This window comes from Rhodococcus sp. NPDC056960 (assembly GCF_042674125.1).
GTDB lineage: Bacteria > Actinomycetota > Actinomycetes > Mycobacteriales > Mycobacteriaceae > Rhodococcus_F.
In genome coordinates, this window is record NZ_JBHURF010000002.1 from 209,991 (window position 1) to 235,156 (window position 25,166).

28 protein-coding genes are annotated in these 25,166 nt (G+C 69.1%); 14 read left to right on the forward strand and 14 right to left on the reverse strand.

What is annotated here, in order from left to right; genetic code table 11:
* Position 1: 1 nt before the first annotated feature.
* A complete protein-coding gene (locus ACFTWF_RS04010; protein WP_378459978.1) occupies positions 2-832 on the reverse strand; it encodes a 2-keto-4-pentenoate hydratase in 831 nt (276 codons plus the stop codon).
* A gap of 154 nt (positions 833-986) precedes the next feature.
* On the opposite strand from ACFTWF_RS04010, the gene ACFTWF_RS04015 reads away from it, so the two are divergent.
* Positions 987-1,757 carry an IclR family transcriptional regulator gene (locus tag ACFTWF_RS04015; RefSeq protein ID WP_378459979.1) on the forward strand — a complete coding sequence of 257 codons (771 nt, stop codon included), beginning with the start codon at positions 987-989 and terminating at the stop codon, positions 1,755-1,757.
* 8 nt (positions 1,758-1,765) lie between these two features.
* Here the strand turns inward: ACFTWF_RS04015 and ACFTWF_RS04020 are convergent, their stop codons facing one another.
* The 4 genes from ACFTWF_RS04020 to ACFTWF_RS04035 all read right to left on the reverse strand — a co-directional run bounded on the left by ACFTWF_RS04020 (position 1,766) and on the right by ACFTWF_RS04035 (position 5,290).
* The gene (locus tag ACFTWF_RS04020; RefSeq protein WP_378459980.1) at positions 1,766-3,004 is read right to left on the reverse strand and encodes an MFS transporter; all 1,239 of its coding nucleotides are present in this window, start codon (positions 3,002-3,004) and stop codon (positions 1,766-1,768) included.
* Positions 3,001-3,636 carry a GntR family transcriptional regulator gene (locus tag ACFTWF_RS04025; protein ID WP_378460204.1) on the reverse strand — a complete coding sequence of 212 codons (636 nt, stop codon included), beginning with the start codon at positions 3,634-3,636 and terminating at the stop codon, positions 3,001-3,003. The genes ACFTWF_RS04020 and ACFTWF_RS04025 overlap by 4 nt, the downstream gene beginning before the upstream one ends.
* 76 nt (positions 3,637-3,712) lie before the next feature.
* Positions 3,713-4,624 carry a DMT family transporter gene (locus tag ACFTWF_RS04030; protein WP_378459981.1) on the reverse strand — a complete coding sequence of 304 codons (912 nt, stop codon included), beginning with the start codon at positions 4,622-4,624 and terminating at the stop codon, positions 3,713-3,715.
* 36 nt (positions 4,625-4,660) lie between these two features.
* Positions 4,661-5,290, reverse strand: a complete 630-nt coding sequence (locus ACFTWF_RS04035) for a TetR/AcrR family transcriptional regulator (protein WP_378459982.1) — start codon at positions 5,288-5,290, stop codon at positions 4,661-4,663.
* Between the two features lie 254 nt (positions 5,291-5,544).
* On the opposite strand from ACFTWF_RS04035, the gene ACFTWF_RS04040 reads away from it, so the two are divergent.
* The 9 genes from ACFTWF_RS04040 (at position 5,545) to ACFTWF_RS04080 (ending at position 15,595) form a co-directional block, all read left to right on the forward strand.
* Positions 5,545-6,378 (forward strand): SDR family NAD(P)-dependent oxidoreductase, encoded by an 834-nt coding sequence (locus tag ACFTWF_RS04040; RefSeq protein WP_378459983.1) that lies wholly within the window; start codon positions 5,545-5,547, stop codon positions 6,376-6,378.
* A complete protein-coding gene (locus ACFTWF_RS04045) occupies positions 6,375-8,447 on the forward strand; it encodes an acetate--CoA ligase family protein (RefSeq protein ID WP_378459984.1) in 2,073 nt (690 codons plus the stop codon). The genes ACFTWF_RS04040 and ACFTWF_RS04045 overlap by 4 nt, the downstream gene beginning before the upstream one ends.
* A 20-nt stretch (positions 8,448-8,467) precedes the next feature.
* The gene (locus ACFTWF_RS04050) at positions 8,468-9,667 is read left to right on the forward strand and encodes an acyl-CoA dehydrogenase family protein (RefSeq protein WP_378459985.1); all 1,200 of its coding nucleotides are present in this window, start codon (positions 8,468-8,470) and stop codon (positions 9,665-9,667) included.
* Positions 9,668-9,671: 4 nt separating this feature from the next.
* Positions 9,672-10,400 (forward strand): enoyl-CoA hydratase/isomerase family protein, encoded by a 729-nt coding sequence (locus ACFTWF_RS04055; RefSeq protein WP_378459986.1) that lies wholly within the window; start codon positions 9,672-9,674, stop codon positions 10,398-10,400.
* Between the two features lie 74 nt (positions 10,401-10,474).
* Complete coding sequence (locus tag ACFTWF_RS04060) at positions 10,475-11,902, forward strand: MFS transporter (RefSeq protein ID WP_378459987.1); 1,428 nt, start codon at positions 10,475-10,477, stop codon at positions 11,900-11,902.
* 145 nt (positions 11,903-12,047) lie between these two features.
* Complete coding sequence (locus ACFTWF_RS04065) at positions 12,048-12,422, forward strand: nuclear transport factor 2 family protein (RefSeq protein WP_378459988.1); 375 nt, start codon at positions 12,048-12,050, stop codon at positions 12,420-12,422.
* Positions 12,423-12,493: 71 nt separating this feature from the next.
* A complete protein-coding gene (locus ACFTWF_RS04070; RefSeq protein WP_378459989.1) occupies positions 12,494-13,597 on the forward strand; it encodes a DUF6777 domain-containing protein in 1,104 nt (367 codons plus the stop codon).
* A 119-nt stretch (positions 13,598-13,716) separates the two neighbouring features.
* Positions 13,717-14,844, forward strand: coding sequence for a TIGR03364 family FAD-dependent oxidoreductase (locus ACFTWF_RS04075; protein ID WP_378459990.1), 1,128 nt, complete (start codon positions 13,717-13,719; stop codon positions 14,842-14,844).
* Positions 14,845-14,893: 49 nt separating this feature from the next.
* Positions 14,894-15,595: a phosphonatase-like hydrolase gene (locus ACFTWF_RS04080; RefSeq protein ID WP_378459991.1), complete on the forward strand. Its 702-nt coding sequence runs from the start codon at positions 14,894-14,896 to the stop codon at positions 15,593-15,595.
* A gap of 19 nt (positions 15,596-15,614) precedes the next feature.
* Here the strand turns inward: ACFTWF_RS04080 and ACFTWF_RS04085 are convergent, their stop codons facing one another.
* The gene (locus ACFTWF_RS04085; protein ID WP_378459992.1) at positions 15,615-16,370 is read right to left on the reverse strand and encodes a GntR family transcriptional regulator; all 756 of its coding nucleotides are present in this window, start codon (positions 16,368-16,370) and stop codon (positions 15,615-15,617) included.
* 115 nt (positions 16,371-16,485) lie between these two features.
* Between ACFTWF_RS04085 and ACFTWF_RS04090 the strand changes: the two genes are divergently transcribed.
* The gene (locus ACFTWF_RS04090) at positions 16,486-17,445 is read left to right on the forward strand and encodes an alpha/beta fold hydrolase (RefSeq protein ID WP_378459993.1); all 960 of its coding nucleotides are present in this window, start codon (positions 16,486-16,488) and stop codon (positions 17,443-17,445) included.
* On the opposite strand, the gene ACFTWF_RS04095 is transcribed toward ACFTWF_RS04090, so the two are convergent.
* From ACFTWF_RS04095 to ACFTWF_RS04105, 3 genes are read right to left on the reverse strand one after another with little or no spacing between them, the layout of a single operon-like run.
* A complete protein-coding gene (locus ACFTWF_RS04095; RefSeq protein WP_378459994.1) occupies positions 17,411-17,749 on the reverse strand; it encodes a hypothetical protein in 339 nt (112 codons plus the stop codon). The genes ACFTWF_RS04090 and ACFTWF_RS04095 overlap by 35 nt on opposite strands.
* Complete coding sequence (locus ACFTWF_RS04100) at positions 17,746-18,591, reverse strand: DUF692 domain-containing protein (protein ID WP_378459995.1); 846 nt, start codon at positions 18,589-18,591, stop codon at positions 17,746-17,748. Before ACFTWF_RS04100 ends, ACFTWF_RS04095 begins: the two co-directional genes overlap by 4 nt.
* Positions 18,588-19,457 carry a TIGR04222 domain-containing membrane protein gene (locus ACFTWF_RS04105; RefSeq protein ID WP_378459996.1) on the reverse strand — a complete coding sequence of 290 codons (870 nt, stop codon included), beginning with the start codon at positions 19,455-19,457 and terminating at the stop codon, positions 18,588-18,590. The genes ACFTWF_RS04100 and ACFTWF_RS04105 overlap by 4 nt, the downstream gene beginning before the upstream one ends.
* 161 nt (positions 19,458-19,618) lie before the next feature.
* Here ACFTWF_RS04105 and ACFTWF_RS04110 point away from each other — a divergent pair, with 161 nt between their 5' ends.
* Positions 19,619-20,269, forward strand: a complete 651-nt coding sequence (locus ACFTWF_RS04110) for a maleylpyruvate isomerase family mycothiol-dependent enzyme (protein ID WP_378459997.1) — start codon at positions 19,619-19,621, stop codon at positions 20,267-20,269.
* Positions 20,270-20,272: 3 nt separating this feature from the next.
* On the opposite strand, the gene ACFTWF_RS04115 is transcribed toward ACFTWF_RS04110, so the two are convergent.
* From ACFTWF_RS04115 to ACFTWF_RS04135, 5 genes are all read right to left on the reverse strand, one after another.
* Positions 20,273-20,614, reverse strand: coding sequence for a hypothetical protein (locus tag ACFTWF_RS04115; RefSeq protein WP_378459998.1), 342 nt, complete (start codon positions 20,612-20,614; stop codon positions 20,273-20,275).
* 153 nt (positions 20,615-20,767) lie between these two features.
* Positions 20,768-21,436, reverse strand: coding sequence for an SDR family oxidoreductase (locus ACFTWF_RS04120; RefSeq protein ID WP_378459999.1), 669 nt, complete (start codon positions 21,434-21,436; stop codon positions 20,768-20,770).
* A 56-nt stretch (positions 21,437-21,492) separates the two neighbouring features.
* Positions 21,493-21,903 (reverse strand): TIGR03668 family PPOX class F420-dependent oxidoreductase, encoded by a 411-nt coding sequence (locus ACFTWF_RS04125; RefSeq protein ID WP_378460000.1) that lies wholly within the window; start codon positions 21,901-21,903, stop codon positions 21,493-21,495.
* Entirely contained in the window at positions 21,903-22,484 is a 582-nt protein-coding gene (locus ACFTWF_RS04130; protein ID WP_378460001.1) for a hypothetical protein, read from the reverse strand. The genes ACFTWF_RS04125 and ACFTWF_RS04130 overlap by 1 nt, the downstream gene beginning before the upstream one ends.
* Before the next feature lie 47 nt (positions 22,485-22,531).
* Complete coding sequence (locus ACFTWF_RS04135; protein WP_378460002.1) at positions 22,532-23,152, reverse strand: LysE/ArgO family amino acid transporter; 621 nt, start codon at positions 23,150-23,152, stop codon at positions 22,532-22,534.
* Between the two features lie 72 nt (positions 23,153-23,224).
* Here ACFTWF_RS04135 and ACFTWF_RS04140 point away from each other — a divergent pair, with 72 nt between their 5' ends.
* Together ACFTWF_RS04140 and ACFTWF_RS04145 are read left to right on the forward strand one after the other, a co-directional pair.
* Positions 23,225-24,100: a LysR family transcriptional regulator ArgP gene (locus ACFTWF_RS04140; RefSeq protein WP_378460003.1), complete on the forward strand. Its 876-nt coding sequence runs from the start codon at positions 23,225-23,227 to the stop codon at positions 24,098-24,100.
* Between the two features lie 45 nt (positions 24,101-24,145).
* Positions 24,146-25,144, forward strand: a complete 999-nt coding sequence (locus ACFTWF_RS04145; RefSeq protein ID WP_378460205.1) for a PHP domain-containing protein — start codon at positions 24,146-24,148, stop codon at positions 25,142-25,144.
* Positions 25,145-25,166: the final 22 nt, after the last annotated feature.

The window sequence follows — 25,166 nt, forward strand, 5'->3', positions numbered from 1 at the left end:
GTCACTCCTGGCTGAAGGTTGCGGTGACCGATCCGAGACCGGTGATGTCGGCGCGGACGGTGCCTGCGGCGGCGATCGCGGCCATCGGTCCGAGCGCCCCGGACAAGATCACCTGACCGGCGCGCAGCGGCTGGCCGAACTCGCGTGCGGTGCGCGCGAGCCACGCCAGCGCGTGGAGGGGGTCGCCGAGGCAGGCGGCCCCGGTACCGGTGGACACCTCGGTGCCGTCGATCGACATCTGCATCTGCGTGGCGACCGGGTCGAAGGAGTCGAGGGTGCGACGTTCGGAGCCGAGGACGAACAGTCCGCTCGACCCGTTGTCGGCGACGGTGTCGGCGAAGGTGATGTCCCACCCGGCGATTCGGCTGTCGACGATCTCGAGGGCGGCCACCGCATAGTCGACGGCGGCGCGGATCCGGGCGTCGTCGAGCGGTCCGTCCACCAGGTCGTCGGCGAGGACGAACGCGATCTCGGCCTCGGCCTTCGGCTGCAGCAGCCGCGACAGCGGGATCGGGGCGGACTCGTCGCAGCGCATGTCGTCGAGCAGCACACCGAAGTCCGGTTGGTCGACGCCGAGTTGCTGCTGGACCGCCGGGGAGGTGAGGCCGATCTTGCGTCCGACGACGCTCGCACCGGCCGCGATCCGGGCGGCGATGTTCCGCTCCTGCACGGTGTACGCGGCCGCGACGTCGTCGGGCCCGATCAGGTCGCGGATCGGGGCGCACGGTGTGCGGGTTCCGGCGGCGGCACTCAACCGCTCGGCGGCGGCGGCGATCGCGTCGGCCGAGGCCTGCGCCGTGGGAGGCACGCTGGTGCCCTGAGGTGTGCTCATCTGACTTCCCGATGTGATCGTGGGGGAACGGACTGTGGTCCCACTGTCGCCGCCGGACGGTCGCCGGCCAAGCATTGCGTTCCACTGAGTCGAACGCTGCCCCGTATCGTGGACGGCATCGCCGGGAACAGCGGCAACGGAGGTGGCATGCACAGTGTCTGATCAGGAGTTCGACCGGACGACCGTCCTGGGCAAGGTGATGTCGGTGCTGCACGCGTTCACCGTCGACGACTCCGCGGTGTCGCTCGCCGAACTGTGCCGGCGGACGTCCATCCCCAAGGGCACCCTGCACCGCGTCCTCGCCGACATGGTCGCCGTGCGGATGCTGGACCGGACCGACGCCGGCTACCGGCTGGGCGGTTCCCTGTTCGAGCTGGGAATGCGGGCGTCGGTCGAGCGCAGCCTGCTCGAGGTGGCCATCCCATTCATGGAGGATCTGTACGTGCGCACCCACGAGACGGTGCACCTGGGGGTCCTCGACGGGACGGAGGTCGTGTACCTGTCGAAGATCGGCGGGCACCGGCAGGCGAGCGCGCCGTCGAGGATCGGAGGTCGAATGCCGGTGCACTGCACCGCGATCGGCAAGGTGCTGGTCGCGCACGCCGACAGCGCACTGCAGGAGCAGGTGCTCGCCGCCCCGCTGCCTCGCTACACCCCGCGCACCGTCATCCTCCCCGGATCGCTGCGCACTCAGCTCGACCGCATCGCCGCCGAGGGCGTGGCCTACGAATACGAGGAATCCGCCACCGGCATCGTGTGCGTCGCCGCCCCGGTCCGCGACGGCGAGACCGTCGTCGCCGCCATCAGCGTCACCGGGCCGTCCCACCGTTTCCGCCCCGAGGCCCACACGAGTTCGGTGCGCACCGCCGCCGAGGGAATCGGTGTCACCCTCGCCCGGCGGTCGCGATTGCTCGCCGAGAAGTGATACCGGCTTCAGTGATTCGCGATGGGGAGGTGTCTGCGGTAGCCGGCCATCACCGCGATCGTGGAGAAGCCGAGCAGGATGACGAGAACACCCAGCAACGCCAGGGTGGTGAAGGGTGGCGTGAGTGCTGCCAGGATCGTCGGGACGATGAAGCCGAGGTAGGCGATGGCGTAGAAGACGCCGGTCAGTCGGGCCAGCTCGGCTGCGGGGGCGATGCGCTGAACTTCGAGCAGACCGGAAACGAGGCCGATCCCGAAACCCGCGCCGAAGACCACACTCGCGAGTGCGCCGACCAGCAGTTGGTCGGCCGCCACGGCGATCATCATCACCAGCAGTCCGGCGGTGAGCGTCGCGAGCGATACGACGGTGCCACGTGCGCTGGAGACCGAGTCGATCCTCTTGGCGACGGGCTGGATCAGCGCGCCGGACACGAGCGCGATGACACTGAGGCCGGTGGCGTAGGCCAGGCCGAGGGAACCGGCGGCGTCGGCCAGTAGCACCGGAAGGTACCCGTACGACAGCGCGCACGCGGCGAAGAGCCATGGCCCGCAGACCACAACGATCCGCAGGAACCGCCGGTGCGACACCGAGGGAACGTGGACGCGGGTGCGCAGGCTCGGTCGGTGCGCCGAGGGGAGCACCGTTTCCGGCGGGCGCCGGGTGAGCCAGAGGAACGGCAGCGTGATGGCAAGATGGATCAGGTAGGGCAGCACGGTGGGTACGGGTCCCCACTGCGCGATGGTCCCGGCGACCAACGCGCCCGACGCCGAGCCGAGTGTGAAGGCCAGCGACGCGCGGCGAGCACCGGAACCGGCATCCGATCCCACGTCGTAGGGCGTCTGCGAGACTTCCTTGAGCCAACTGGTTCCGACGGACATCGCGGTCCCGACCGACATGCCCGCCAGCAATCGGCCGACGTAGATCGGTGCGGAACCGAACTCTCCCAGTGCGAGCAGCGCACTCGCCGCGAGGCCGAAGCAGACCGCGTAGAACATGGGCGTCCGTCGGCCGCTGTGGTCGGAAATCGCTCCGGCGATCACGAGCGCCGGCGCCAGCCCGGCCACGTAGATGCCGAGGAACAGGGTCACCGTGCTCGTCGAATAGTGCTGGATGTCGCGGTACAGCAACAGCATCGGGCTGAACTGGTTGCCCGACCACGCGCAGACGAACAACGTCCCGAACACGAGCACCCACGGACGCACCCGGGCCGGACCGTCGACGGTCGCGGTGATCTCCTGTGTGCTCACAGGGCGCCCTGATACCGGTTGAGGTGGGCGACGAGTGCGGCGCTGAACCCGTCCTCGTCGCCACTCGTGAAGCAGGCTGCCAGTTCTTGATGGTCGGCGAACGACGACGCCAGGTTGGCGGGATCGACGCGCAGCAGCAAGTTCCGCAGTCGCTGTTGCCGCCCGCGAAGCTGCTCGTAGAACTGTCGTGCCAGCGGGTTGTCGGAGGCCTCGATGAGTAGCGCGTGGAAGTCGTCGTCGGCGTCGACGAACCCGGCCACGTCGCCGGCAGCGACGAGCGCCTGCTGACTGTCCAGGTTCTCGGCGATCCGGTCGGCGATGCGCTGGTTGGGACCGCCCGCGGCGAACACCTGCCCGGCGGACGCCGCTTCGATGGCCTTCCGCATGGCGAGGACGTCCGCCGCCTCCGTCGGCGTCATCGGACGGACGATCGCACCCTTGCGCGAGACGAGGTCGAGGAGTTGCTCGGCGCCGAGCCGCAGGAACGCCTCGTGCACCGGCGTACGACTGATCCCCAGCTCGGCGCCGATGTTGCCCTCGCTCACCAACTGGCCGCCGACGAGATCGCCGTTGAGGATCTGACTCTTCGTGTGGGCATACGCCCGCTCGGCTGCGGCGGACCCGGTTTGCATCGTCACAACCGGCACCCTACGCCTTGCATGGAAGCTTGCATACAAGCCCCCGTGAGTACTTATTAACGTCGGGCGGTTAATAAGTACTCACGGGCGCGGAGCGCACGAAGGGCAGGGCCGCGGACGCGACGAGGACGACGGCCATGCCCGCCCACTGCACCGGCGACAGCTGCTCTCCCAGCAGGACCTGCGCGGCGAGCACTCCGACCACCGGTTCGAGCAGTCCGAGGAGGGCGACGGAGGCCGATCCGAGGGCGCGCACGGCGATGAAGGAGCAGCCGATGCCGATGGGCATCAGCAGGAGCCCCTGAAACAGGATGGATCCCCAGCCGCTGGGTGCGAACGTCCAGGATTGTCCGTCGACGACGGCGATCGTGCCGGTGGCGACGCCGGCGCCGAGCGAGGCCAGCCCGCCGGCGGTGAGGGGGCTGACGTGATGCACCCACCGTTCCCCGACCACCAGGTACAGGGCGTACCCGGCCGCACTGAGGAGGGCGAGGATCGCGCCGTTGACGGCGACGCTCGAATTGCCCGACCCCGCGACGAGGGCGATGCCGCCGGACATCGCGACGGCCAGCGCCAGCTGCCCGCGGTGGATCCGGTTCCGGGTGAGCACCCAGACCAGCGCCATCACGAACAGCGGGTAGATGTGGACGATCACGACCGCGATCTGGGCCCCGGTGACCCGCACCGCCGCGAAGAAGCACAGGAGTTGGATGCCGAACAGCGGGCCGCACACGAGGCAGAGGCCGGCGGCTGCCTTCCAGGGCACGGCCTTCAGCTTTCCGGTGGACCAGGCGAGCAGGAGCAGGAGTGCGGCGCCGACCAGGCTGCGGAGGCACACGAGGACGGCGGGTGACACTCCGCCGGCGTAGCCGATCGCGGCGAACGTCGGGGTGAGACCGTACGCGACCGCCGAGGCCGCGCCGCATCCCCAGGCGACCGCGCTGCCGCCGCGCGTGTGCCGGGTGGTGGTGCTAACGGTCATGGACCCGACAGCGCCGGGCGACCCGCCGAAACTGGATCACCACGTGCGCGGCGCGACGAGTTCGTCGTGGACGAACTGCACGAGTACCTCTTTCATGGCGGCGACGGTCATGTTCGGTGCGCCGGTGAGCACCTGGATGGCGGTGCCGTCGGTGAGCGCGGTCAGTCGCTGCGCGATGGTCTCCGGGTCGACCCCGGTGCGGAAGATCTCCTGCCGTTGCCCACGCCGGACGATCTTGACGACGGTCTCGTGCCAGCGCGCGTAATACGTGTTGTGGAAGGGGCGCAGTTCGGGGCGGAGCGTGGCCTCGGCCCAGAACTGCAACCAGATGGACCACTCGTCGCGCAGCGGTCCGACGCGCGGCAACTGCATGTCGATCAGGCGGAGCAGCCGCTCGTGCGCGTTGTCGATCGCCTTGAGCTCGCGGCTCTGCCGGTCGAAGGCGTTGTCGATGGCGTGCCGGAGGGCGGCGGTGAGGACGTCGCTCTTGCCGGGGAAGTAGTAGTGCACCGCCCCGGTGCTGGTGCCGACGACCTGGGCGATGTCGGAGATGCGGACCGAGTGGTATCCGCGCTCGGCTATCAGCTGCGCCGCGGCGTCGAGTATCGCCGTTCGTCGCGCGTCTTCGGTGAGTTGAGCGGTCACGGCCCCTCCTTCGGTAGTCATCTGACTGACCCATCAAATCATACAGTCAAAACTGACGCATCAGTCAGACGCGGAACGAGCCGCTTGGAAATGATCGACGTCCGGACGTCAGAGTCATATACGCAGTTCAAAGCCCTATCGATCCTCGATGGAGACCGGGGATGCGGAATCACCTTCCGCTCGACCCTTGACATCTGTGGCCCCGGTCACGGTATAACTGATGCATCAGTCAGACCCCGAGTGGTCGAACGGTAGCGACGAGAGGCGAACGCTCGATGGAATGTGAGAACCCAGGTGGAGGCGCCGGGCAGGTGCTGCGCCCCGACGTCCATCGCGGGCGGGTAGTGCTGATCACCGGTGGGGGCACGGGGATAGGACGCGCGATCGCACTCGACATGGCGCGGTGCGGAGCCGACGTCGTCATCAGCGGCCGCCGGTCCGAACCCTTGGACAAGACCGCCGCCGAGATCGAGGCGCTGGGCGCCCGGGCGCTCGCCGTGCCCGCCGACATCCGCGAAGAACAGCAGGTGACCTCCCTGGTCGACCGGGCCCTCGAGGCGTTCGGCCGCATCGACATCCTCGTCAACAACGCCGGCGGACAGTTCGCGGCGCCGGCCGAGGACATCACGAGCAAGGGGTGGCGCGCCGTCCACCGCCTGGCCGTCGACGCCACCTGGGCGGTCACCCGGGAGGTTGCCGTCCGCGCGATGATTCCGCAGCGGTCGGGATGCATCTTCTTCATGGCGTTCTCCCCGCGCCGCGGAATCGCCTCGATGGTCCATGCGACCTCGGCCCGCGCGGCCCTCGAGAACCTCGCCTCCGGACTGTCCCTGGAGTGGAGCCGGTACGGAATCCGGTCGATCTGCATCGCCCCCGGCACCATCGCGACGGAAGGCATGGAGGAGAACTACACCGAGGAGGCCCGCGCCCAGTGGACGTCCGCGGTCCCGCTGGGACGGCTGGGCACCGCCGAGGACGTGTCGGGCGTCGTCACGTTCCTCGCCTCACCGGCCGGAAGTTACGTCACCGGAACCACTCTGGTGATCGACGGCGGCGCCGACGCCTGGGGCACCGGACATCCCGCGCCGAAGGTCGAGGTGACGGAATGAGCACGATCGCCGACCGCGACCTCACCGCGCTGTTCGACCCCCGGTCGGTCGCCATCCTCGGGGCGAGCAACGACGAGACCAAGTACGGCAACTGGCTCAGCGTCCAAGCCCTGCGCATGACGGGCACGAGGGCGGTCCATCTCGTCAACCGGCGCGGCGACCGCATCCTGGGACACCCCTCCCTGCGGAGCCTGGCCGAACTCGACGAACGGGTGGACCTCGTCGTCATCACCGTCCCGGCACAGGGATTCGAGGAGGCCGTGGACGACGCGCTCGCCGCCGGCGCCACCGCCATCGTCGGCGTCACCGCCGGATTCGCCGAACTGGGTGCCGCCGGACGGGCGGTGCAGGAGCGAGTCGTCGCGCGGGTGCGGGCGGCCGGGGCCGTGCTGCTCGGACCGAACTGCCTGGGCGTGCTCGACTCCGGCACCGGCCTGACGCTGGCCTCGAACCCGCTTCCCGCCGGACGTGTCGCACTGCTCTCGCAGAGCGGCAACATGGCGCTCGAACTCAGCCAGTTCCTCGAGGCCCGCGGACACGGATTCTCCCGGTTCGCCTCGCTCGGCAACCAGGCGGATCTCGGCGCCGCCGACCTCATCCGCTCCTGCGTCGAGCACGACGACACCGATCTCATCGCCGTGTACTGCGAGGACTTCGGCGACGGGCGGGCGTTCGTCGATGCCGCCGCCCAGGCGTCCCGGGCCGGGAAACCGGTTCTGCTGCTGACGGTCGGCGGCAGCGAGGCCTCCATCCGCGGGGCGCAGTCGCACACGGGGTCGCTGACCTCCGACAGCGCGGTCATCGAGGCCGCCTGCCGGGCCGCCGGGGTGTACCGGGTGTCGAGCCCGCGGCAACTCGCCGACGTCGCGGCCACCCTCCTCAGTTACGGTCCCGCGGAGGTGCGCCGGGTCGGTGTCGTCGCGGACGGCGGCGGGCACGCCGGTGTCGGATCCGACGTCGTCGAGGCGGCGGGACTCGCTGTGCCGGAGTTCACGGCCGACATCAGCGACGCCCTGCGCGCACTGCTGCCCCCGTCCGCCGGAGTGACCAACCCGGTCGACCTCGCGGGCGCCGGAGAACAGGACATCACCTCGTTCGTCTCGGTCCTCGACACCATCCTGCAGAGTCCCGCCATCGACTCCGTCCTGCTCACCGGATACTTCGGCGGCTACGGCAGTTACGGCGAGAACCTGGCGCGCAAGGAGATCGAGACCGCCCGTGCGATGGCGGAGACGGCCCGCGCCCACGGCAAACCGGTGGTGGTGCACACCATACATCCCGACAGCGCCGCCGCGCGCGTCCTGGCCGACAGCGGTGTCCCCGTCTTCCGTGCGGTGGAGGACGCCGCGGGTGCACTCGGCGTAATCGCCGAAACCGCTGCGCCGCAATATCATGCGGCCCACGACAGCCTTCCGTCCGAGCGGGTCACCAGCGACGCGTACTGGGATTCCCGGGAACTCTTCCGCGGCGCCGGCGTCGAATTTCCCGCCGCGCGACTGGTGCAGAACTGCGCCGAAGCGGTGGCGGCGGCCGAAACCGTGGGATTTCCGGTGGTGCTGAAAGCGATGGGCCTGCTGCACAAGTCGGACTCCGGTGGAGTGGCCCTCGGACTGGGGTCGGCGGACCAACTCGCCGACACCTTTAACCGCATGGACGCCTCGCTCGGAGCGCCCGCCTACTGCGTCGAGGCGATGGCCGACCTGTCCGAGGGGGTCGAACTCATCGTCGGTGTCCAGACCGACCCGCGGTTCGGTCCCGTCGCCATGGTGGGTCTCGGTGGCATCTTCACCGAGGTTCTCGCCGACGTCGCGTTCGCGCTGGCGCCCGTCGACGCGGACACCGCCCGCGGTCTCCTCGACAGCTTGCGGGCGTCCGCCCTGCTCCGCGGGGTTCGCGGCCGGCCACCGATCGACCTCGACGCCGCGGCGGACGCCGTCGCCGCCATCACGACCGTCGCCGTCGCGCACCCGGAGATCGCGGAACTCGAGATCAACCCCCTGCTCGTCACTCCGAAGCAAGCCCTCGGGCTCGACGCGCGCATCGTCCTCAGCTCATCGAACACCCACTGACACAAGGAAGTTCTCACATCATGGAATTCGCATACAGCCCCCGCCTCGCCGACCTCAAGGAGCGCGCACGCGCCCTGACCGACACGATCATGCAGTTCGAGGACGAGTGCGAACGCAACAACGGAATTTCCGACGAATCCCACGCCACCATCAAGGCTGCCGTCCTCGCCGCGGGACTGCAGGCGATCAACACCCCCGTCGAATACGGCGGAGCCGGACTGACGGTGCTGGAACAGGCCGTCGTGCAGGACGAACTCGGCAAGCTCACCAACGCACTGTGGGACACGGTGTGGCGGCCCGCGAACCCGCTGACCCATGCGACCCCCGAGCAGCGGGAGCGCTACCTGATCCCCGGTGCCCGTGGTGATCGCCGCGACGCCGTCGCGATCTCCGAGGCCAACGCCGGCTCGGACTTCTCCGCGGCGAGCACGACCGCAACCCCCGACGGCAACGGCGGCTACATCATCAACGGCGAGAAGTGGTTCGTCACGGTCGGTGACGTCGCCGACTACCTCATCGTGCTGGCCAACGTCGAACCCGATCACGCCGCCACGATCTTCCTGATCGACGTCGACACCCCGGGCGTGAAGATCAAGCACATCCCGCGCTACACCCACACTTTCGTGTACGAGCACCCCGAGTTCACGTTCGAGAACGTGCGCGTGGGAGCGGACGCCGTGCTCGGCGGTATCGGGCAGGGCCACGACCTCACCCGCGACTGGTTCACGGAGGAGCGGCTGATGATCGGCGCCCGCACGATCGGTGCGGCCGAGCGGGCCCTGACCCTGGCCGTCGACTGGGCGCGGGAGCGGGTCCAGGGCGGCGAGCCGCTGATCAACCGTCAGCTGATCCAGGGCATGATCGCCGATTCCGTCGTCGACATCACCACCAACCGGGCGCTCACGCATCAGGTGGCGTGGGAATTCGACCAGGCCGACCCGAACGATGCCGACCTGCGAAAGACTCTGCACGCCAAGGCCGCAACGGTGAAGCTCGCCGCCTCCGAGGCCTCCAACCGGGTCGTCGACCGGGCCGTCCAGATCTTCGGCGGCCGCGGCTACATCCGGGACTACCCCGTCGAGCGGCTGTGGCGCGAACTGCGCGTCGACCGCATCTGGGAGGGCACGTCGGAGATCCAGCGCCTGGTCATCGCGAACGAGGCCAACAAGCGGGGACTCGACAACCTCCTGTCGTTCCGCTACGAGACCGGGGAGAAGTAACACGATGCCGACCGAGGACACCGGGACCGTCGAGGTGCGGCGCGACGGCAGCGTCGCCGTCGTCACCCTGCGGCGGGAACAGAAGCGCAACGCCCTGTCCACGCACATGGAGACCGCGCTGCTCGACGCGCTGAGATCACCGGACGTGAAGTCCAGTCGTGCAGTGGTTCTCACCGGGGGCGACTCGGTGTTCTCGGCCGGCGCGGACGTCACCGAACTGCGGGAGATGACCCCGGAGGCGATCGCCGAGTATTACCGGACGTCCGGGTCGGTGTACGAGGTGCTCGCCGCCCTTCCGCAGCCCACGGTGTCGGCGATCACCGGCTACTGTCTCGGCGGTGGGCTCGAACTGGCGCTCGCCACCGACATCCGGGTCGCGGATCCGGCCGCCGTCTTCGGGTTCCCGGAGATCGGAATCGGCATCCTGCCGAGTTCCGGTGGAGTCACCCGCATCACCCGGATCGTGGGGGCGGGTCGTGCCCGGGACCTGGTCCTGCGCGGACGGCGCTTCGATCCCACCGACGCCGAACGCTGGGGCATCGTCAGTGAGATCGCCCCTCCCGCAGAGCATGTGAAGCAGGCGCTGGGCATCGCACACGAACTCGCGGAGTATTCCCCGCTGGCGCTGAGCATCACCAAGCAGGTGCTGGACGTCGGGGCCGATGCCCCGCACCACGCCTCGCTGCTGCTCGAGCAACTCGCCTACTCGGCGCTCAACAAGACAACCCCTTAGCGGTACCGGCCGAGCGTGGCCGATTCGACCGCCACCCCCAGGGTGACGGCACCAATCTACGTAGTGGAGACGACATGAGTTCCTTCGACGTGATGGACAGACCCGCCAAACGCGGGTTTCACACCAAGCTCCTGATCGCGTGCTGTGGCGGACCATTCCTGGACGGGTACGTCATGAGCATCATCGGCGTGGCCCTGCTCGGAGTGACCGAGCAACTGCACCCGACGACGGCCGAGGCGGGATTGATCGGCGCGGCCTCGCTCATCGGTATCTTCTTCGGCGCCACCGTGTTCGGATTCCTCACCGACCGGATCGGCCGGGAGAAGATGTACGCCCTCGACCTGGTGGTGCTGGTCGTCGCGTGCGTGCTGTCGGTGTTCGTCCAATTGCCGTGGCAGCTCATCGTCCTGCGCTTCGTCATCGGCGCGGCCATCGGTGCCGACTACCCCATCGCCACCTCCCTGCTCACCGAGTTCACCCCCACCAGGAAGCGCGGCGCGATGGTCGGGATGTCGGCCGTCGCGTGGTCGGCGGGCGCGGTCGCCGCCTACGTGGTCGGTGCCCTCGTCGTCGGCATCTCCGGCGGCAACGACCACTGGCGCCTGCTGCTCGCGTCCAGTGCGGTGCTGGGTCTGATCGTGATCCTGGTGCGCCGCGGAATTCCGGAGTCGCCGCGGTGGCTCCTGAAGAACGGCCGGGTGGCGGACGCCGAGGCCGTGGTCGAGAAGATCTACGGGGAGAAACTCGACCTGAGCAAGGTCACCGTCGAGGACACGGCCGACCAGCCGAAGGCCGACATCAAGATCTACTTCCGGGGCCAGTACCTCGCCCGGCTGATCATGTGCAGTGCCCTGTACCTCGCGGTGGTGACGCCGCTCTACGCGCTGCTGACCTTCCTGCCCACCATCCTGTCCGGCTTCTCGATCTCCGGCGACGGTTCGGCGGGGCTCATCGTCGAGACGGTCATCATCGGGCTCATCGTCGCCGGGTCCATTCCCGCACTGTTCCTCGTGGAGAAGTGGGGCAGGCGCCCGATCGCCGTCGTGCCGCTCGCGCTGATGGTGCTTCCGCTGGCCGGACTGTGGCTGTGGGCGGACGGTCCCCTCTGGTTCATCGTCGCCGCATTCTGTGCCTACGCGTTCATCTCCGGCGGCCCGAGCATCCTGGTGTGGATCTACCCCAACGAGCTCTTCCCCACCGAGTTCCGGGCCACGGCGGTGGGCATCGCCACCGCGGTCAGCCGGTTCGGCGCCGCGACCGGCACGTACCTGCTGCCGCTGAGTATCTCCTCGCTGGGCACCGGCACGACGATGCTCTTCGGTGCGGTCCTGACGGCGGTCGCCTTCGTGATCTGCTTCTTCATGTCCCCCGAGACGAAGGGGAAGTCGCTCGAGGAGGTGTCCTCCGTGACCTCTGTGTCCTCCGTGTCTTCCGCGCCGACGGCCGGGACGAGCGCTCCCCGGCTGGATTCGTTGGAGAAGGCGTCCGCGCCACGAACGTGATCGGGAGTTCCCCGTCCGCCCCTGCCGAGTTTCCGTCGGCAGGGGCGGACACGTCCCGCTGCCTGGGAGAAGGGGCTCCCCGGCGGGCGGTGCTGCGTTACTCTCACCGCTAGAACACGTTCTATTCGACTGAGGAGTTCGTATCATGGCACCGTCCGCAGAAGACATCCGCAAGACCGTCGAGAGGTACATCGAGGCGGTGGCCACCGGGACCGCCGACGACATCGTCGCGCTGTACGCCGAGGGCGCCACCGTGGAGGACCCGGTGGGTACCGAACCGCGGTCCTCGGTGGAATCGCTGCGCGAGTTCTACGGGGTGATCGAACCGCTGAAGCAGACCGGTGAACTCCTCACGCTGAAGATCGCCGGCAACTCGGCGGCGTTCCACTTCTCCCTCGTCACCGACCTGGGTGAGCAGAAGCTCGAGATCGCGCCGATCGACGTCATGACCTTCGACGACGACGGCAAGATCACGTCGATGCGGGCGTTCTGGTCGCAGGAGGACATGATCACCAGCTGACCGGTTGCCGGGCCCGGTAACCACACCGCAATACGGCCCGGCCGATCCGCGAGTGTGCTTACGATGGCGAGGTGGCCACCGACGTCGCCGGGCGGGCTGCACGGCGTGCCCGACGCAGACGAGTCGTTCGTGCCGGTACGCGCCCCGGGCGCGCACCGCGTAGCTGGCTGGCGCTCGTCGGCGCTCTGACGGCGACGCTGGTCGTCGCGTGTTCGTCGGGTCCGGGCGGTCACCCCGATCCGGTCGACCTCGACGGGGCCACCGACAACGGCCAGCTTCCCTGGACGGAAGTCCTGCTGCCGCCGCAGACGCCGACGACGGTGCCGTTCGGTCCGCCCGGCACCGATCTGCCGGCCGAGCCGCGGCCTACCGGGATCCGGGTGATCGGCGATCGGGCCGGTCTCTACGGCGGAAGCCCCGACCGGGTGCTGTGCGACCGGCAGCGTCTCGTCGACGATCTCGAGGGTGATCCGGCGAGGATGCAGGCCTGGTCGAGTGTGTTCCACGTCGACGACGTGCGCAATTACGTCCGCACCCTCACGCCCGTGCTGCTGCGTGCGGACACCCGGGTCACCAATCACGGCTTCGACGACGGTCACGCGTCCGCGTTCCAGTCGGTGCTCGAGGCCGGGACCATCGTGCTGATCGACGATCACGGTGTTCCCCGCGTCCGCTGCGTGCGCGGAAGCCCGTTGCTGTCCCCGGTGGTGAATCAGAACGCCGACATGCAGGGAGATCCCTGGCCCGGTTTCCAGCAGGATCGGTTGTACGTCGTGCAGCCCTCCAACGTGGCGATGACCGAAGTGACCGTGGTGGATCTGATGACCGGTGGCCTGTTGCCGGTGCCGATCGGTTCCGGTCCGCAGCAACCGGCGGAGCGGCCGAATCCGGTGGTTCCCGTGGAAGCCCAGGCACCGGTAGTGGTGGATTCGCCGCCGCCGCCGGTGGTGGTGCAGCAGGCCGCTCCGCGGCCCGCGTCGGTTCCCTCCCCGGAACCCGTGGCGCCTGCGCCGCCGCCCCCACCGCCACCACCTCCACCCCCACCCCCACCCCCACCCGAGCCGCAGGTGAACTACCCGCCCGCGCCCGCCCCGGCGCCGGTGCCCGTGCCGCCGCAGCAGATTCAGGTGCAGATACCCGGTCTGCCGCCCATCGTCATCCCCATTCCCAACTGACGCCCGCGTCCGCCCGGACCCGCAACGGACGGTGAACGTCGGGAAACTTATCTATACGTGGTGGTTAAATCCACCAACTTGTATTGACATGTTGAGTTTCTGGCTTCACAGTGAGTGCCATGACAAATCAACGTCGATACGACGTGGTGGTCGTCGGTGCCGGAATCGTCGGCCTCGCTCACGCGTATCACGCCCTGAACCGGGGCCTGTCGGTGGCGGTGGTCGATCACGCCGACCGCGTCGCGGGCGCTTCGGTTCAGAACTTCGGCCACGCCTGCATCACGGCCCAGTCGGGCGTCGCCCGCGAGTACGCGCGAACGGGCCGGGAGCACTGGCTGGACCTGTCGCGCAAGGCCGGATTCTGGTCGTCCGAGTCCGGGACGTACTGCGTGGCCAGGCACGACGACGAACTGGCCGTCCTGACCGAATTCGCGGAGGTGCGCGGTCCGTCCGAGGTGGAACTGCTGTCGCGTGATCGGATCCTCGCGGCGCTGCCGATTGCCGGCGACCGCGTCGTCGGGGGCATGTACATGACCGACGACCTGCAGGTCGACCCGCGGGAGGCGGCTCCCGCCATCGCGCGGTGGCTGGAAGCGTCGGGAGTCGAATTCTTCTGGCGCACCGCGGCATCCGGATTCGACACCGGAGTGGTCCACACCTCGCGGGGCTACCTGCGCGCGGGGACCGTATTCGTCACCGTCAACTGTGACATCGACCGGCTGTTCCCGGAACCGGCCGAACGCGGCGGACTTCAGCGGTGCCGGCTGCACATGATGCGTGCCCGGATGCCGCTGTCCGGACCGCTGCCCGCGCCGCTGTTCACGGGATGGTCGCTGGTGCGCTACAGCGGTTTCGAGAATCTTCCCGCGACGGCGACGCTCGCGGCGAGGCTCCGCGACGAGTACCCCGACTACGTCGAACTCGACCTGCATCAGATGTACACACCGCAGCCCGACGGGTCGATCCTGCTCGGCGACACCCACATCCGCGAGAACACGGCGGAACCGTTCCAGTCGGAGGAGGGGTTCGAGGTGCTGCTCCGCGAAGCGGCCGCCCTGTTCGGCGTCCCCGACGTCACCGTCACCGAGCGGTGGCAGGGCGTGTACAGCTCGGCCCCCGAATCGGAGTTCCTGATCGAGGAGCTGATCGACGGGGTGCACATCGTCACCGTCACCACCGGGATCGGCATGACGACGGGCCTGGGTCTGGCGAAAGACCGGATCGACCACGTTTTCGGGCGGGCGTAACGGCGCTCTCCCGCAAGAACATTCATCGAACACCGAGAGGAACACGACAATGGAAACACATTACCGGGACATCAGCCTGGTCGTCTTCGACATGGCGGGCACCACCGTGGAGGACAGCGGGCTGGTGCAGCAGTCCTTCCTCGCCGCCGATGCGCACGCCGGACTGTCGAAGACGGACGACGACCGCCGGCGGATGCTCGACTACGTGTCCGACACCATGGGGCAGTCCAAGATCGTCGTCTTCCGCCATCTCAGTGGTGGAAACGAGGAGCAGGCGCAGGCCGCGAACAAGGAATTCGAACGCTGCTATTCGCAACTCGTCGCCGACGGCCGGTGCAGCGCCGTTCCGGGCGCCGAGGAACTGTTCGGCTCGCTGCGGGAGCAGGGCATCAAGATCGCGCTCACCACGGGATTCGCCCACGAGACGCAGCAGTCGATCATCCGCGCCCTCGGCTGGGAGAACGTTGCCGACGTCGTGCTCTGCCCGGGAGACGGTGTCCGCGGCCGGCCCCACCCGGACCTGGCGCTGACCGCGCTGATGCGCACCGGCGCCCCGTCAGTGCAGTCGATGGTGGTGCTCGGCGACACCGCGTCGGACGTCACCACCGGCCTGCGCGCCGGAGCGCTCGCGTCCGTCGGCGTGCTCACCGGCGCCCACGACGCCGTCCAGTTGTCGCAGGCCGGCGCCACGCACATCCTCGACAGCGTCGCGGACCTGCCCGGTCTGCTGTCCGAACTGCGCGGCGCCTGATCCGCCCGTTTCCGCCCGGTTAGCCTCCGGTGGCGTCGTCCGCCGGGAGCCGGGGGTCGATGGTGCGGGCGTTCACGATGCTGAACGCGACGAGGTCGGGCCGGTACCGGTCGTCGGCATATTCGAAGATGTCGCCGTTCTGGTCGCGGGAGGTCCGGCGTTCCCGCAGCAGGGGGCTGCCGGGGTCGATGCCGAGGTGTTCGGCGTCGATCGCGGCAGCGGCGACGGCGTCGAGCACGTGCTCCATCGATTCGAATCGGATGCCGCGGGACGTGAGGTAGTCGGTGATCGAGCCGGAGTCGATGTCGAACTCGAACAGCAGGGACCCGACGCGGTCGGTGAACGTGCTCCGCTCGAGCATCGTCGGTTCGCCGTCCAGCAAGCGGACGCGGAGCACTTCGACGACGAAGTCGTCTGCGCCCACTCCCAATGCGACGGCGGCAGGTTCGGACACCCGGCGGCGGGAGATCTCGAGCGTGCGGCTTCCCGCGGTCCGTCCGGTGCGGCGGGCCCACTGGGTGAACGGGGTGAACGTGTCCAGGGTCTGCGTGATGTCGTGGCTGCGGACCACCGCCGGTTTGCCCTGGGACAGCTGAATGAGCCCCTCGTTCTTCAACGTCGCGAGAGCCTGGCGCACGGGGCCGCGCGACACCTCGAACTCCGCGCAGAGCATGCTCTCGCTGGGCAGCGACTCCCCGACCTCGTACTGCCGTTGCATGATGCGCTGCCGGAGCTGAAGTGCGACGAACTCGTGGCGGGATCGTGCCTCCACCATTGCTCATCACCCCACTTCCCCGGTCGGTCGCCACTGCGAGTCAGGTGCATTCTAATGGTGCCGCCGCTACGCTACAGTGCGAGAACGCGTTCTGGCAGGCGGAGGGGTGGGGACCATGGCGTCGTCGACGGAGCGGGTGGTCACGGTCGACGGATTTCGTTGGCAGATAAACGAACTGGGCGACGGACCGCCGGTCGTCCTGTGCCACGGATTCCCCGGCCTCGGGTACAGCTTTCGTCGTCAGATGCAGGCGCTCGCGGACGCCGGGTACCGCGCAATCGCCCCGGACATGCCCGGATACGGCGGCACCGATATTCCCCGCGACATCGAGGACTACACGAACGAGCGGGTGTCGGACGCGCTGATCCGCCTGCTCGACGCGCTGGGCGACGAGCGGGCGGTGTTCGTCGGCCACGACTTCGGCGCGCCCGTCGCCTGGACCGTCTCCCTCCGGCACCGCGAACGGGTGGCGGGGCTGGTGCTGCTGTCCGTTCCCTACATGCCCGACCGCTTTCCGCTGCGACCGTCGGAACTCTATGCGTCGATGGCGCGCAAGCACTTTCTGCACATCCACTACTTCCAGGAACCCGGCGTCGCCGACCGGGAACTCGACGCCGACCCGCGCGGATTCCTGCACCGGCTGTTCTACGCACTGTCCGGCGACTACCGCTACCTCGACATCTGGCAGCACCCCTCGGAGGGCAACGGCTACCTGGACGTGCTGCCCGAGGCCCCGCCCCTGCCGTGGTCGTGGCTGACGGAAGACGAGTTGGACCATTACGTCGAGGTCTTCACCCGCACGGGGTTCACCGGCGGCCTCAACTGGTATCGGGCATTCGACGCCAACTGGGAACGCGGCCGGGCCGTCGCCGTTCCACTCGAGGTCCCGACGCTGTTCGTGGCGGGGGAGAACGATGCGGTCATCGCGATGACCGGGAGGCAGGCCCTCGACCGGATGCATGACACGGTTCCCGACCTGCGGGGCGTCCACCTCCTCGAGGGCGCCGGGCACTTCATCCAGTTGGAGCGGCCCGACGAGGTCAACGAGTTGCTGCTCGACTTCGTCGCCGGCTGAGCAGGCGCCTCCGCTCCGGTGCGGGCAGTTCGCCGATCGACACGAGATGCGCGGTGAACGCGTCGGCGTCCGCGTGCGTGCTCACCTTCGGCCTGCCCTCGGCCCAGGCGGCGAACAACGCGAAGAACCGGTCGCCGCACGCGGCCCGGACGTCCGGCAGGTGAGCGCCGACCTCCCCGGACCGCTTGCGCAGCAGGGCCGTCGACGCGATGTCGAGTGCGTCGCGGTCGAAACCGTCCGGCATCTCTCCCGCCGCGACGAGCGCCCGCACCAACGCCGCCTGCCGCTCCGCGAGCCCCGTCACGGCAGGCTCCGCGCCGGGTGTCCGGTGATCCGTGCGAGCCCCGCCGCATCCGCGATCGCGTCCAATTCGTCGAACAGCTCCCGAGCCGGCGGGTAGTTGCCGTCGCGTTCGAGCATCAGCGCGGGCGCACCCCTGGATGCCCACTCCCGGACCAGATCCAGCACCTCGCCGGGCACCGGGTCGGTGTGCGTGTCGTGATACGCGCCGTCCCGTTCCGCTCCCCCGGCGACATGGCAGTACGCGACGTGTTCGAGGGGAAGCCGCCGCAGTTCCGCGCCGGCGTCGCGGCCACGGTTGCGGGCGTTCGCGTAGACGTTGGCGACGTCGAGCACCAGGTGGACGCCGGTCCGTTCGACCAGCTCGGCCAGGAATTCGCCCTCGGAGTAGTCGTCGTCCGGCCAGTCGAAGAGGGCAGCGATGTTCTCCACGGCCAACGGAACCGGCAGGCAGTCCTGTGTGCGCCGGACGTTGCGTACCAGCACGTCCAGTGCCTCCCGGGAGCGCGGAACCGGCAGCAGGTGTCCGGCCTCGAGACCGCCCGCCCGGACGAACGCGACGTGTTCGCTGACCAGCGGCGCACCGAGGGCGGCGGCGCACCGCGCGAGGTGGTCGATCCGGCGCTGCTCGACGCCGTCGGCGCCACCCAGCGAGAGTGAGATGCCGTGCGGGACGACGGGAACACCCAGCGACCGCAGTTCGGCCGGAACGTCGACCCCGCGCCGGCGAGCGGGCAGCGATTCGGCGATCACCTCGCAGAACCGCAGGCCGTCGAGGCGGGCGATGAGTCCGCAGATCTCCGGCCGCCAGCCGATGCCGAGGCCCGGCTCGATCAGGGCGGTCATCCCCCGCACCCCCCACCGCCGCCGCAGCCCCCACCACACCCGCCGCCGCCTCCGCAGGAGCTGTCGCCTCCGCTGCTGCCGCCGTCCCCGCCGTCGGCGATCCCGGCCGCGCTCGCGAATCCCGGGGAGAACAGGCCGACGGACCCCATTCCGAACAGGGCCGTCGACAGCGCGATCGGCGCCGGACCGTATGCGGTGAGCGACGGGCGCATCCGCGGCGACAGGTACGAGTGTTCGCGGCGCAGTCGCTCGAGTTCCGCCGTGCCCCGAGGCGTCCGGCGGCCGGTCCGCCGGACCAGTTCACGCGAGGCCGACAGCAGCACCACCGCGACCAGCAGGAAGCCGATCGGCTTGCCCGCGGCGAACCCGGAGACGAGGCGGGCGACGCCGACGGCCACGACGACGAGGATCGGGAGGCTCGCGCGTCGATTCCATGCCTTCTGTTCGGGACCGGTGAGCAGGCCCTGCGCGACCAGGGCGGACCGCAGCTGGTCGAGCGGGGCCCGCAACCGGCCGCGGAGCCGAAGGTTGCCGACGGCGCTGCGTCCGTACGCGAGTTCGTCGTAGACGGCCCGCGTGAACGACCCGAGGACGTTGTCGGTGACTCTCCACGCCCGCAGGATCGTCCCGTCGGCGGAGACGAGATCTGCCGTCCGCAGCAGCGTCAGGGACGCGGCGATGGCCCGATCGTCGCTGGTCAGCATCCCGGCCTGCACGGGATCGAGCCGGACACCGCCTGCCGGGGACGGACCGTTGCCGCGGGAACGGAGGAACACGCCGAGCCCGACCGCCAGCACGGCGGCGGTGACGTAGATCACCAGGAAGGTCTCGCTCGGTATCCCCCACGTAGCGGATTCGTCGTACATCACACACCACCCTTCAACCACGTTGTCCGACAGTCGATCTCAGTATCGGTACGGACGTCCGAATTGCCCACACCGGGTGCCGATCGTCATCGTTCCGTTACCGGGATCCTGGGGGTTTCACCGTCGGGCGGGCTACGGGGGCATCGCCTAGCATCGTCGGTATGACGTCGCCGCGTGCCGCACTGTCGTATGCCGAACTGCTCGACGCCGTCGCCCGATCGCAGACCGCGGTCGAGGCGACGCTGGAGGGGATGACCGACGACCAGGCGCGGGAGCCGTCGCTGCTACCGGGGTGGAGTCGGGGACACTTGATCACGCATCTCGCGAGAAATGCGGACGCGCTCCACCGGTTCGCCGTCGGGGTGATCACCGGTGAGGCCGCGCCCGAGATGTACCCGGGTGGTCCGGCGGCGCGGGCAGCGGCGATCGAGGAGGGGGCCGGGCGTCCGGCGGAACTGCTGGCCGCCGATGTCCGCTTCGCGGGACGGCGGGTGATCGAGTCGCTGCGCACGATCACCGAGGATCGGTACGAGACGCCGGTGAACTGGCGGAAGCGGGTGCCCGCGCGGCAGGTGCCGGTGCTGCGGTGGCGTGAACTCGAGATCCACCACGTCGACCTGGGGCTCGACTACTCGACGGCCGACTGGCCGGAGGGCTTCGTGGAGCACACGCTGGAATCGGAGCTGCCCGCGCTGGCGGAGCAGCATCCGGACGTCACGGTGCCGGAACTGCCGCGCACCGAACTGCTGGCGTGGGTTATCGGACGTCCCACGCGGGAGGGGCTGCCGCCCGTTCCCGCGTGGCCGTTCTGATCGTCAGGCGTACTCGACGTTCTCGAAGGAGTCGGCGTCGTCGAGCGCGTCCCAGATGATCGCGTAGCGCTTGTGGGTCATCTCGTCGGCGTCGACGAGCAGGGCGTCGAACAACGACTTCGGGTTCTCCTGCCACGTCTGCACGAGGGACGCGACCGCCTGGGGGGTGAACAGACCGGACCGCGCTGCCGCCTCGATCCACTCGTCGAATTCGCCGTCGTAGATCCGCTCGACTGCCTCGCGATCGACCTCGCCGTCACCGAGATCGAGAGTGAACATCGTCGCGAAGAGTTCGCCGTCGACCGCGACGACGGTGTCGCTGGGCATACGCTGCTCGGTGTTCATCGTGGGACAACCTCCTGGGAGTCAGCTGGGAGAACCTGACTCGCGTTTGCGACCTCTGCTGATGAGAAGAACTGTAGGGCGACTAATTGTGAGCAGCTTAAAGCCTTTCTGTGAGATCAATCTGTGATCTATCTCACGCAGATTTCTTCGCGGTCAGCGCACTCGCAGCACGACTTCTGTGGGGTGCGCGTCCGCGGGTGTCCGCACAGCGTTCACCACGGCTTTTGCGACGGTCGACGGCTGTAGGTACCTCTCCGGGCGGTACTCGTCGCCCTCGCCGGCCACGATGGCGCGCTGCATATCGGTGTCGATGCGTCCGGGGTGAATTGACGTGACGCGCAGTAACGGTTCCTCGAGTCGCAGCGCGTCCCCGAACGCCCGGAGGGCGAACTTGCTCGCCGCATACGACGCCCAGCCGGCGTTCGCGCGGATCCCCGCGCCCGAGTTGATCAGGACGACGTGTCCACCGGCCGCGCGCAGGGCCGGCAGCAGCAGACGCGTCAGCTCGGCCACCGCGATCACGTTCGCCTCGAGCGTGTGCCGCCACTGTGCGACGGTCGACCCGCCTACGGTCGCGAGATCGGCGACGCCGGCGTTGTGGACCAGCACGTCGAGTCGCTCGATCGGGGCGCACGCCGCCGCCACCGCGTCGTAGTCGGTCACGTCGACGGGCCACGGCGAGGCGGCGGGCAGCTCCGCGAGAATGCCGTCCAGCGATTCCGCCGACCGGGCGCCGAGCAGGAGGTCGTGGGTCGGTGCGAGTTCCCGGGCGATGGCGGCTCCGAGGCCACGACTGGCACCGGTGATCAGGGCTGTGGGCATGTTGTCGAGGCTATCGCCCTGTGAGTACTTGTTAACCGCGGGCGGTTAACAAGTACTCACAGGCCGGAGGCAGCCCAGTGATGCCAGGACAGGTTGCGGACGGCGACGACGGGCCCGTCGGGGCGGCGGTCGAGATACTGCGGATACTTCGCGGCGAGAACGTCGATCGCGGTGGTGCCCTCGGCGGAGCCGGGTTCGAGGATCTCGGCCCGCCCGTCGACGCGCACCCACCACAGGTGGTCCCAGTTCTCGTCGTAGTGATCCACGAGCAGGGTGACGGCGGGGTTGGCGGAGATGTTCGCCAGGCGGCGTAATGCTGTGGTGCGCTTGGGTTTGTGGTCGACGCAGGAATAGATGGTGCCGGAGTCGAGCGCGAAGACGAGCGGAACCAGATGCGGCACACCGTCCGCCCCGGCGGTGGCGAGCCGGGCGACCCGAGCGGCCGCGAATCGTGCGACGGCGTCCATCACGGCTCCATCAGGTAGTCGCCGCTCACCGGTTCGGGCACGGCGGGAACGCCCAAGGGGCGCTTGAAATATGCCCACGGGAACCACAGCGTCCCGACCTTCTGCCAGCCATCGGCCTCGAGTTTCTGGCGGCTCGCCAGCGCCGACACCCGGGTGTGCTCCCACTGCTCCTCGGATTTGCGGATGGTGTGGAAGAGGGTGCCGAATCCGACGGAGTGCCAGCCGTAGGCGCCGGCGTGGTTGAGGATGCGCATCTCGTTGAACGCGGTGAGTGGGGTGAGCCGGCGCGTCCGGCCGTCCGGGTCTGCGTCGGAGGTGTCGCCGATCCGTTTGCCGAAGCGTTGTTGGGCCGCCTGCCGCGACATGCCGAGGGCCGCGCCGATGGTGTCCCAGCTGTGCCCGGCGGATCGCGCGGCCGCGATCGCGGAGACCAGTAGTTCGTCCACCGACTCCCGGGCCCGCGACGTGAGCCGGACGAGGTCCAGGTACGCGGCCGGGTCGTGGTCGAGCGCCGAGTCGATCTCCGGGTCTGCCTTGGCGATCGCGTCCGACAGCAGGTGGGTGAGCGCAGACTCGGGCATGTGTCAAGTATTGGTTGACATGAGGGTATCTGTCAACCAAAAGTTGACTAGCCGGCGACGAGGGTGATGCCGAGCGTCAGCATCAGCGCGGCGATCCCGCCGTCGAGGACGCGCCACGCGGCGGGGCGGGCGAACACCCGGCGCAGGAGCTGGGCGCCGTACCCGAGCGCGACGAACCAGACGACGCTTGCGGTGGCGGCGCCGAAACCGAACAGCCACCGCCCTGACTGGCCCTGGTTGTTGGCCACCGAACCGAGCATCAGCACCGTGTCGAGGTAGACGTGCGGGTTGAGCCAGGTCAGTGCGAGGCACGTGAGCACCGACGTCGCGAGGGTCGCCGACCCGACGTCCTGCGCGGCATCGAGGGCGCCGGGTCGCAGGGCGCGACGGGCGGCGAGCACCGCGTAGGAGACGAGAAATGCCGCCCCCGCCCAGCGGATCACGGTGATCGCGGCCGGGGCGTGTTCGAGGACGGCGCCGATTCCGCTGATCCCGACGGCGATGAGTACCGCGTCCGAGACCGCGCAGAGCACGACCACCGGCAGGACGTGCCTGCGGACGATCCCCTGTCGCAGCACGAACGCGTTCTGCGCGCCGATCGCGACGATCAGCGACAGACCGGTACCGAATCCGGCGGCGGCCGTGAGCAGGGCAGGGGTGAGGTGCATGACGACAACGCTACGAACGCGGCGATCATCAATCCAGCTAATTATCCTTCATTGCCATTAGCATCACTTCATATGGATCTGGACCTGGCCTCGCTCCGCACGTTCGCCGCGGTGATCGACGAGGGCACCTTCGACGCCGCCGCCCGCGTCCTGCACATCACGCCGTCCGCGGTGAGCCAGCGAATCAAGGCGCTCGAGCAGCAGGTGGGACGCGTCCTGGTGCAGCGGACGAAACCGGTGAGGGCCACCGAGTCCGGGCACGTCGTGCTCACGCTCGCCCGCCGGATGGCGCATCTCGAGCGCGAGGCCATGTCGTCCCTCAATCCCGACGAGCCGACGACGAGCACCCTGTCTCTCGTCGTCAACGCGGATTCCCTGTCCACGTGGATGATTCCGGCCCTCGCCCGTCTCGCGCCGGAACATCGGGCGCTGTTCGACCTGCACCGGGAAGACGAATTCCACTCGACCACCCTGCTGCGGGAGGGCACGGTGATGGCCGCGGTGACGTCCGTCCCCGAGGCGGTGCAGGGCTGCACCGTGGAGAAACTGGGGTCGATGCGGTACCGCGCGTTGTGCAGCCGGGAGTTCGCCGAACGCTGGCTCCCCGACGGCCCCACGGCGGACGCCCTGGCGGCGGCACCGATGCTCGACTTCGACCGCAAGGACGAACTGCAGTCGCGGTTCCTGCGCGGGTTCACGCGGCGCCGGGTGCAGCCGCCGCGGCACTACGTCCCCGGGTCTTCCGCGTTCTCCGACGCCGTCCGCCACGGATTGGGCTGGGGTCTGCTGCCGGAACTGCACACCGGCGACGACCACGGTCTCGTCGAACTCGACCCGTCCCAGCCCGTCGACGTCCCGCTGTACTGGCAGCGCTGGAAGTTGGATTCGCCCATTCTCGCGGCGCTCACCGCCGTGGTCCGGGACGGGGCGCGCGAAGCGTTGCGGTGACGTCCGGGTGGGCGCAACACTGGAGTCATGGACGCCGACAGCCCGATGGACCCGGTGCAGGCCCTGCGTGAGACAGCGTTCTGGCTCGAACGGTCGCGGGCGGAGACTCATCGCGTGAAGGCGTACCGGCGCGCAGCGGATGTGGTGGCCGAACTGACGGAGGAGCAGCGGGACGTCCGCCGACGCACCGACAGCTGGAAGGATCTGCCGGGCATCGGACCCAAGACGGCGACGGTGATCCGGGAGGCGCTCGACGGCGTGCCCGTCTATCTGGCGGAACTGCGGGAGGGCGCGGAGCCGATCGGCGGCGGTGCGCTGCGTCAGGCGCTCAAGGGCGACCTGCACACCCATTCGGACTGGTCGGACGGCGGCAGTCCGATCGACGAGATGATGCGCAGCGCCGCCGCCATCGGGCACGAATACTGCGCTCTGACAGACCATTCCCCGCGGTTGACGGTCGCGAACGGGCTGTCGGCGGAGCGGCTGCGGTCGCAGCTGGAGGTCATCGCCGAGCTGAACGAGGAACTCGCGCCGTTCCGCATCCTCACCGGCATCGAGGTCGACATCCTCGACGACGGTTCGCTCGACCAGGATCCGGATCTGCTCGATCAACTCGACATCGTCGTCGCCAGCGTGCACTCCAAGTTGCGGGCCGAGCGCGGGGCCATGACCCGGCGCATGGTCAAGGCCGTCGAGAACCCGCGGGTCGACGTGCTGGGGCACTGCACCGGCCGTCTCGTCGAAGGCGGCCGCGGGACCCGGCCGGAGTCGACGTTCGACGCGGAGCAGGTGTTCACCGCCTGCCGCGACAACGGCACCGCGGTCGAGATCAACAGCCGTCCCGAGCGCCGCGACCCGCCGAGCCGTCTCATCGATCTCGCCATGGACCTGGGCTGCCTGTTCTCCATCGACACCGACGCGCACGCCCCGGGCCAACTCGCCTGGCAGGGGTACGGGTGCGAGCGGGCGATGCGATGCGGAGTGGAAGCCGACCGCGTCGTGAACACGTGGTCCGCCGACGACCTGCTCGAATGGGCCAAATAGCGCTCGTGCGTGGTTGAGGAGT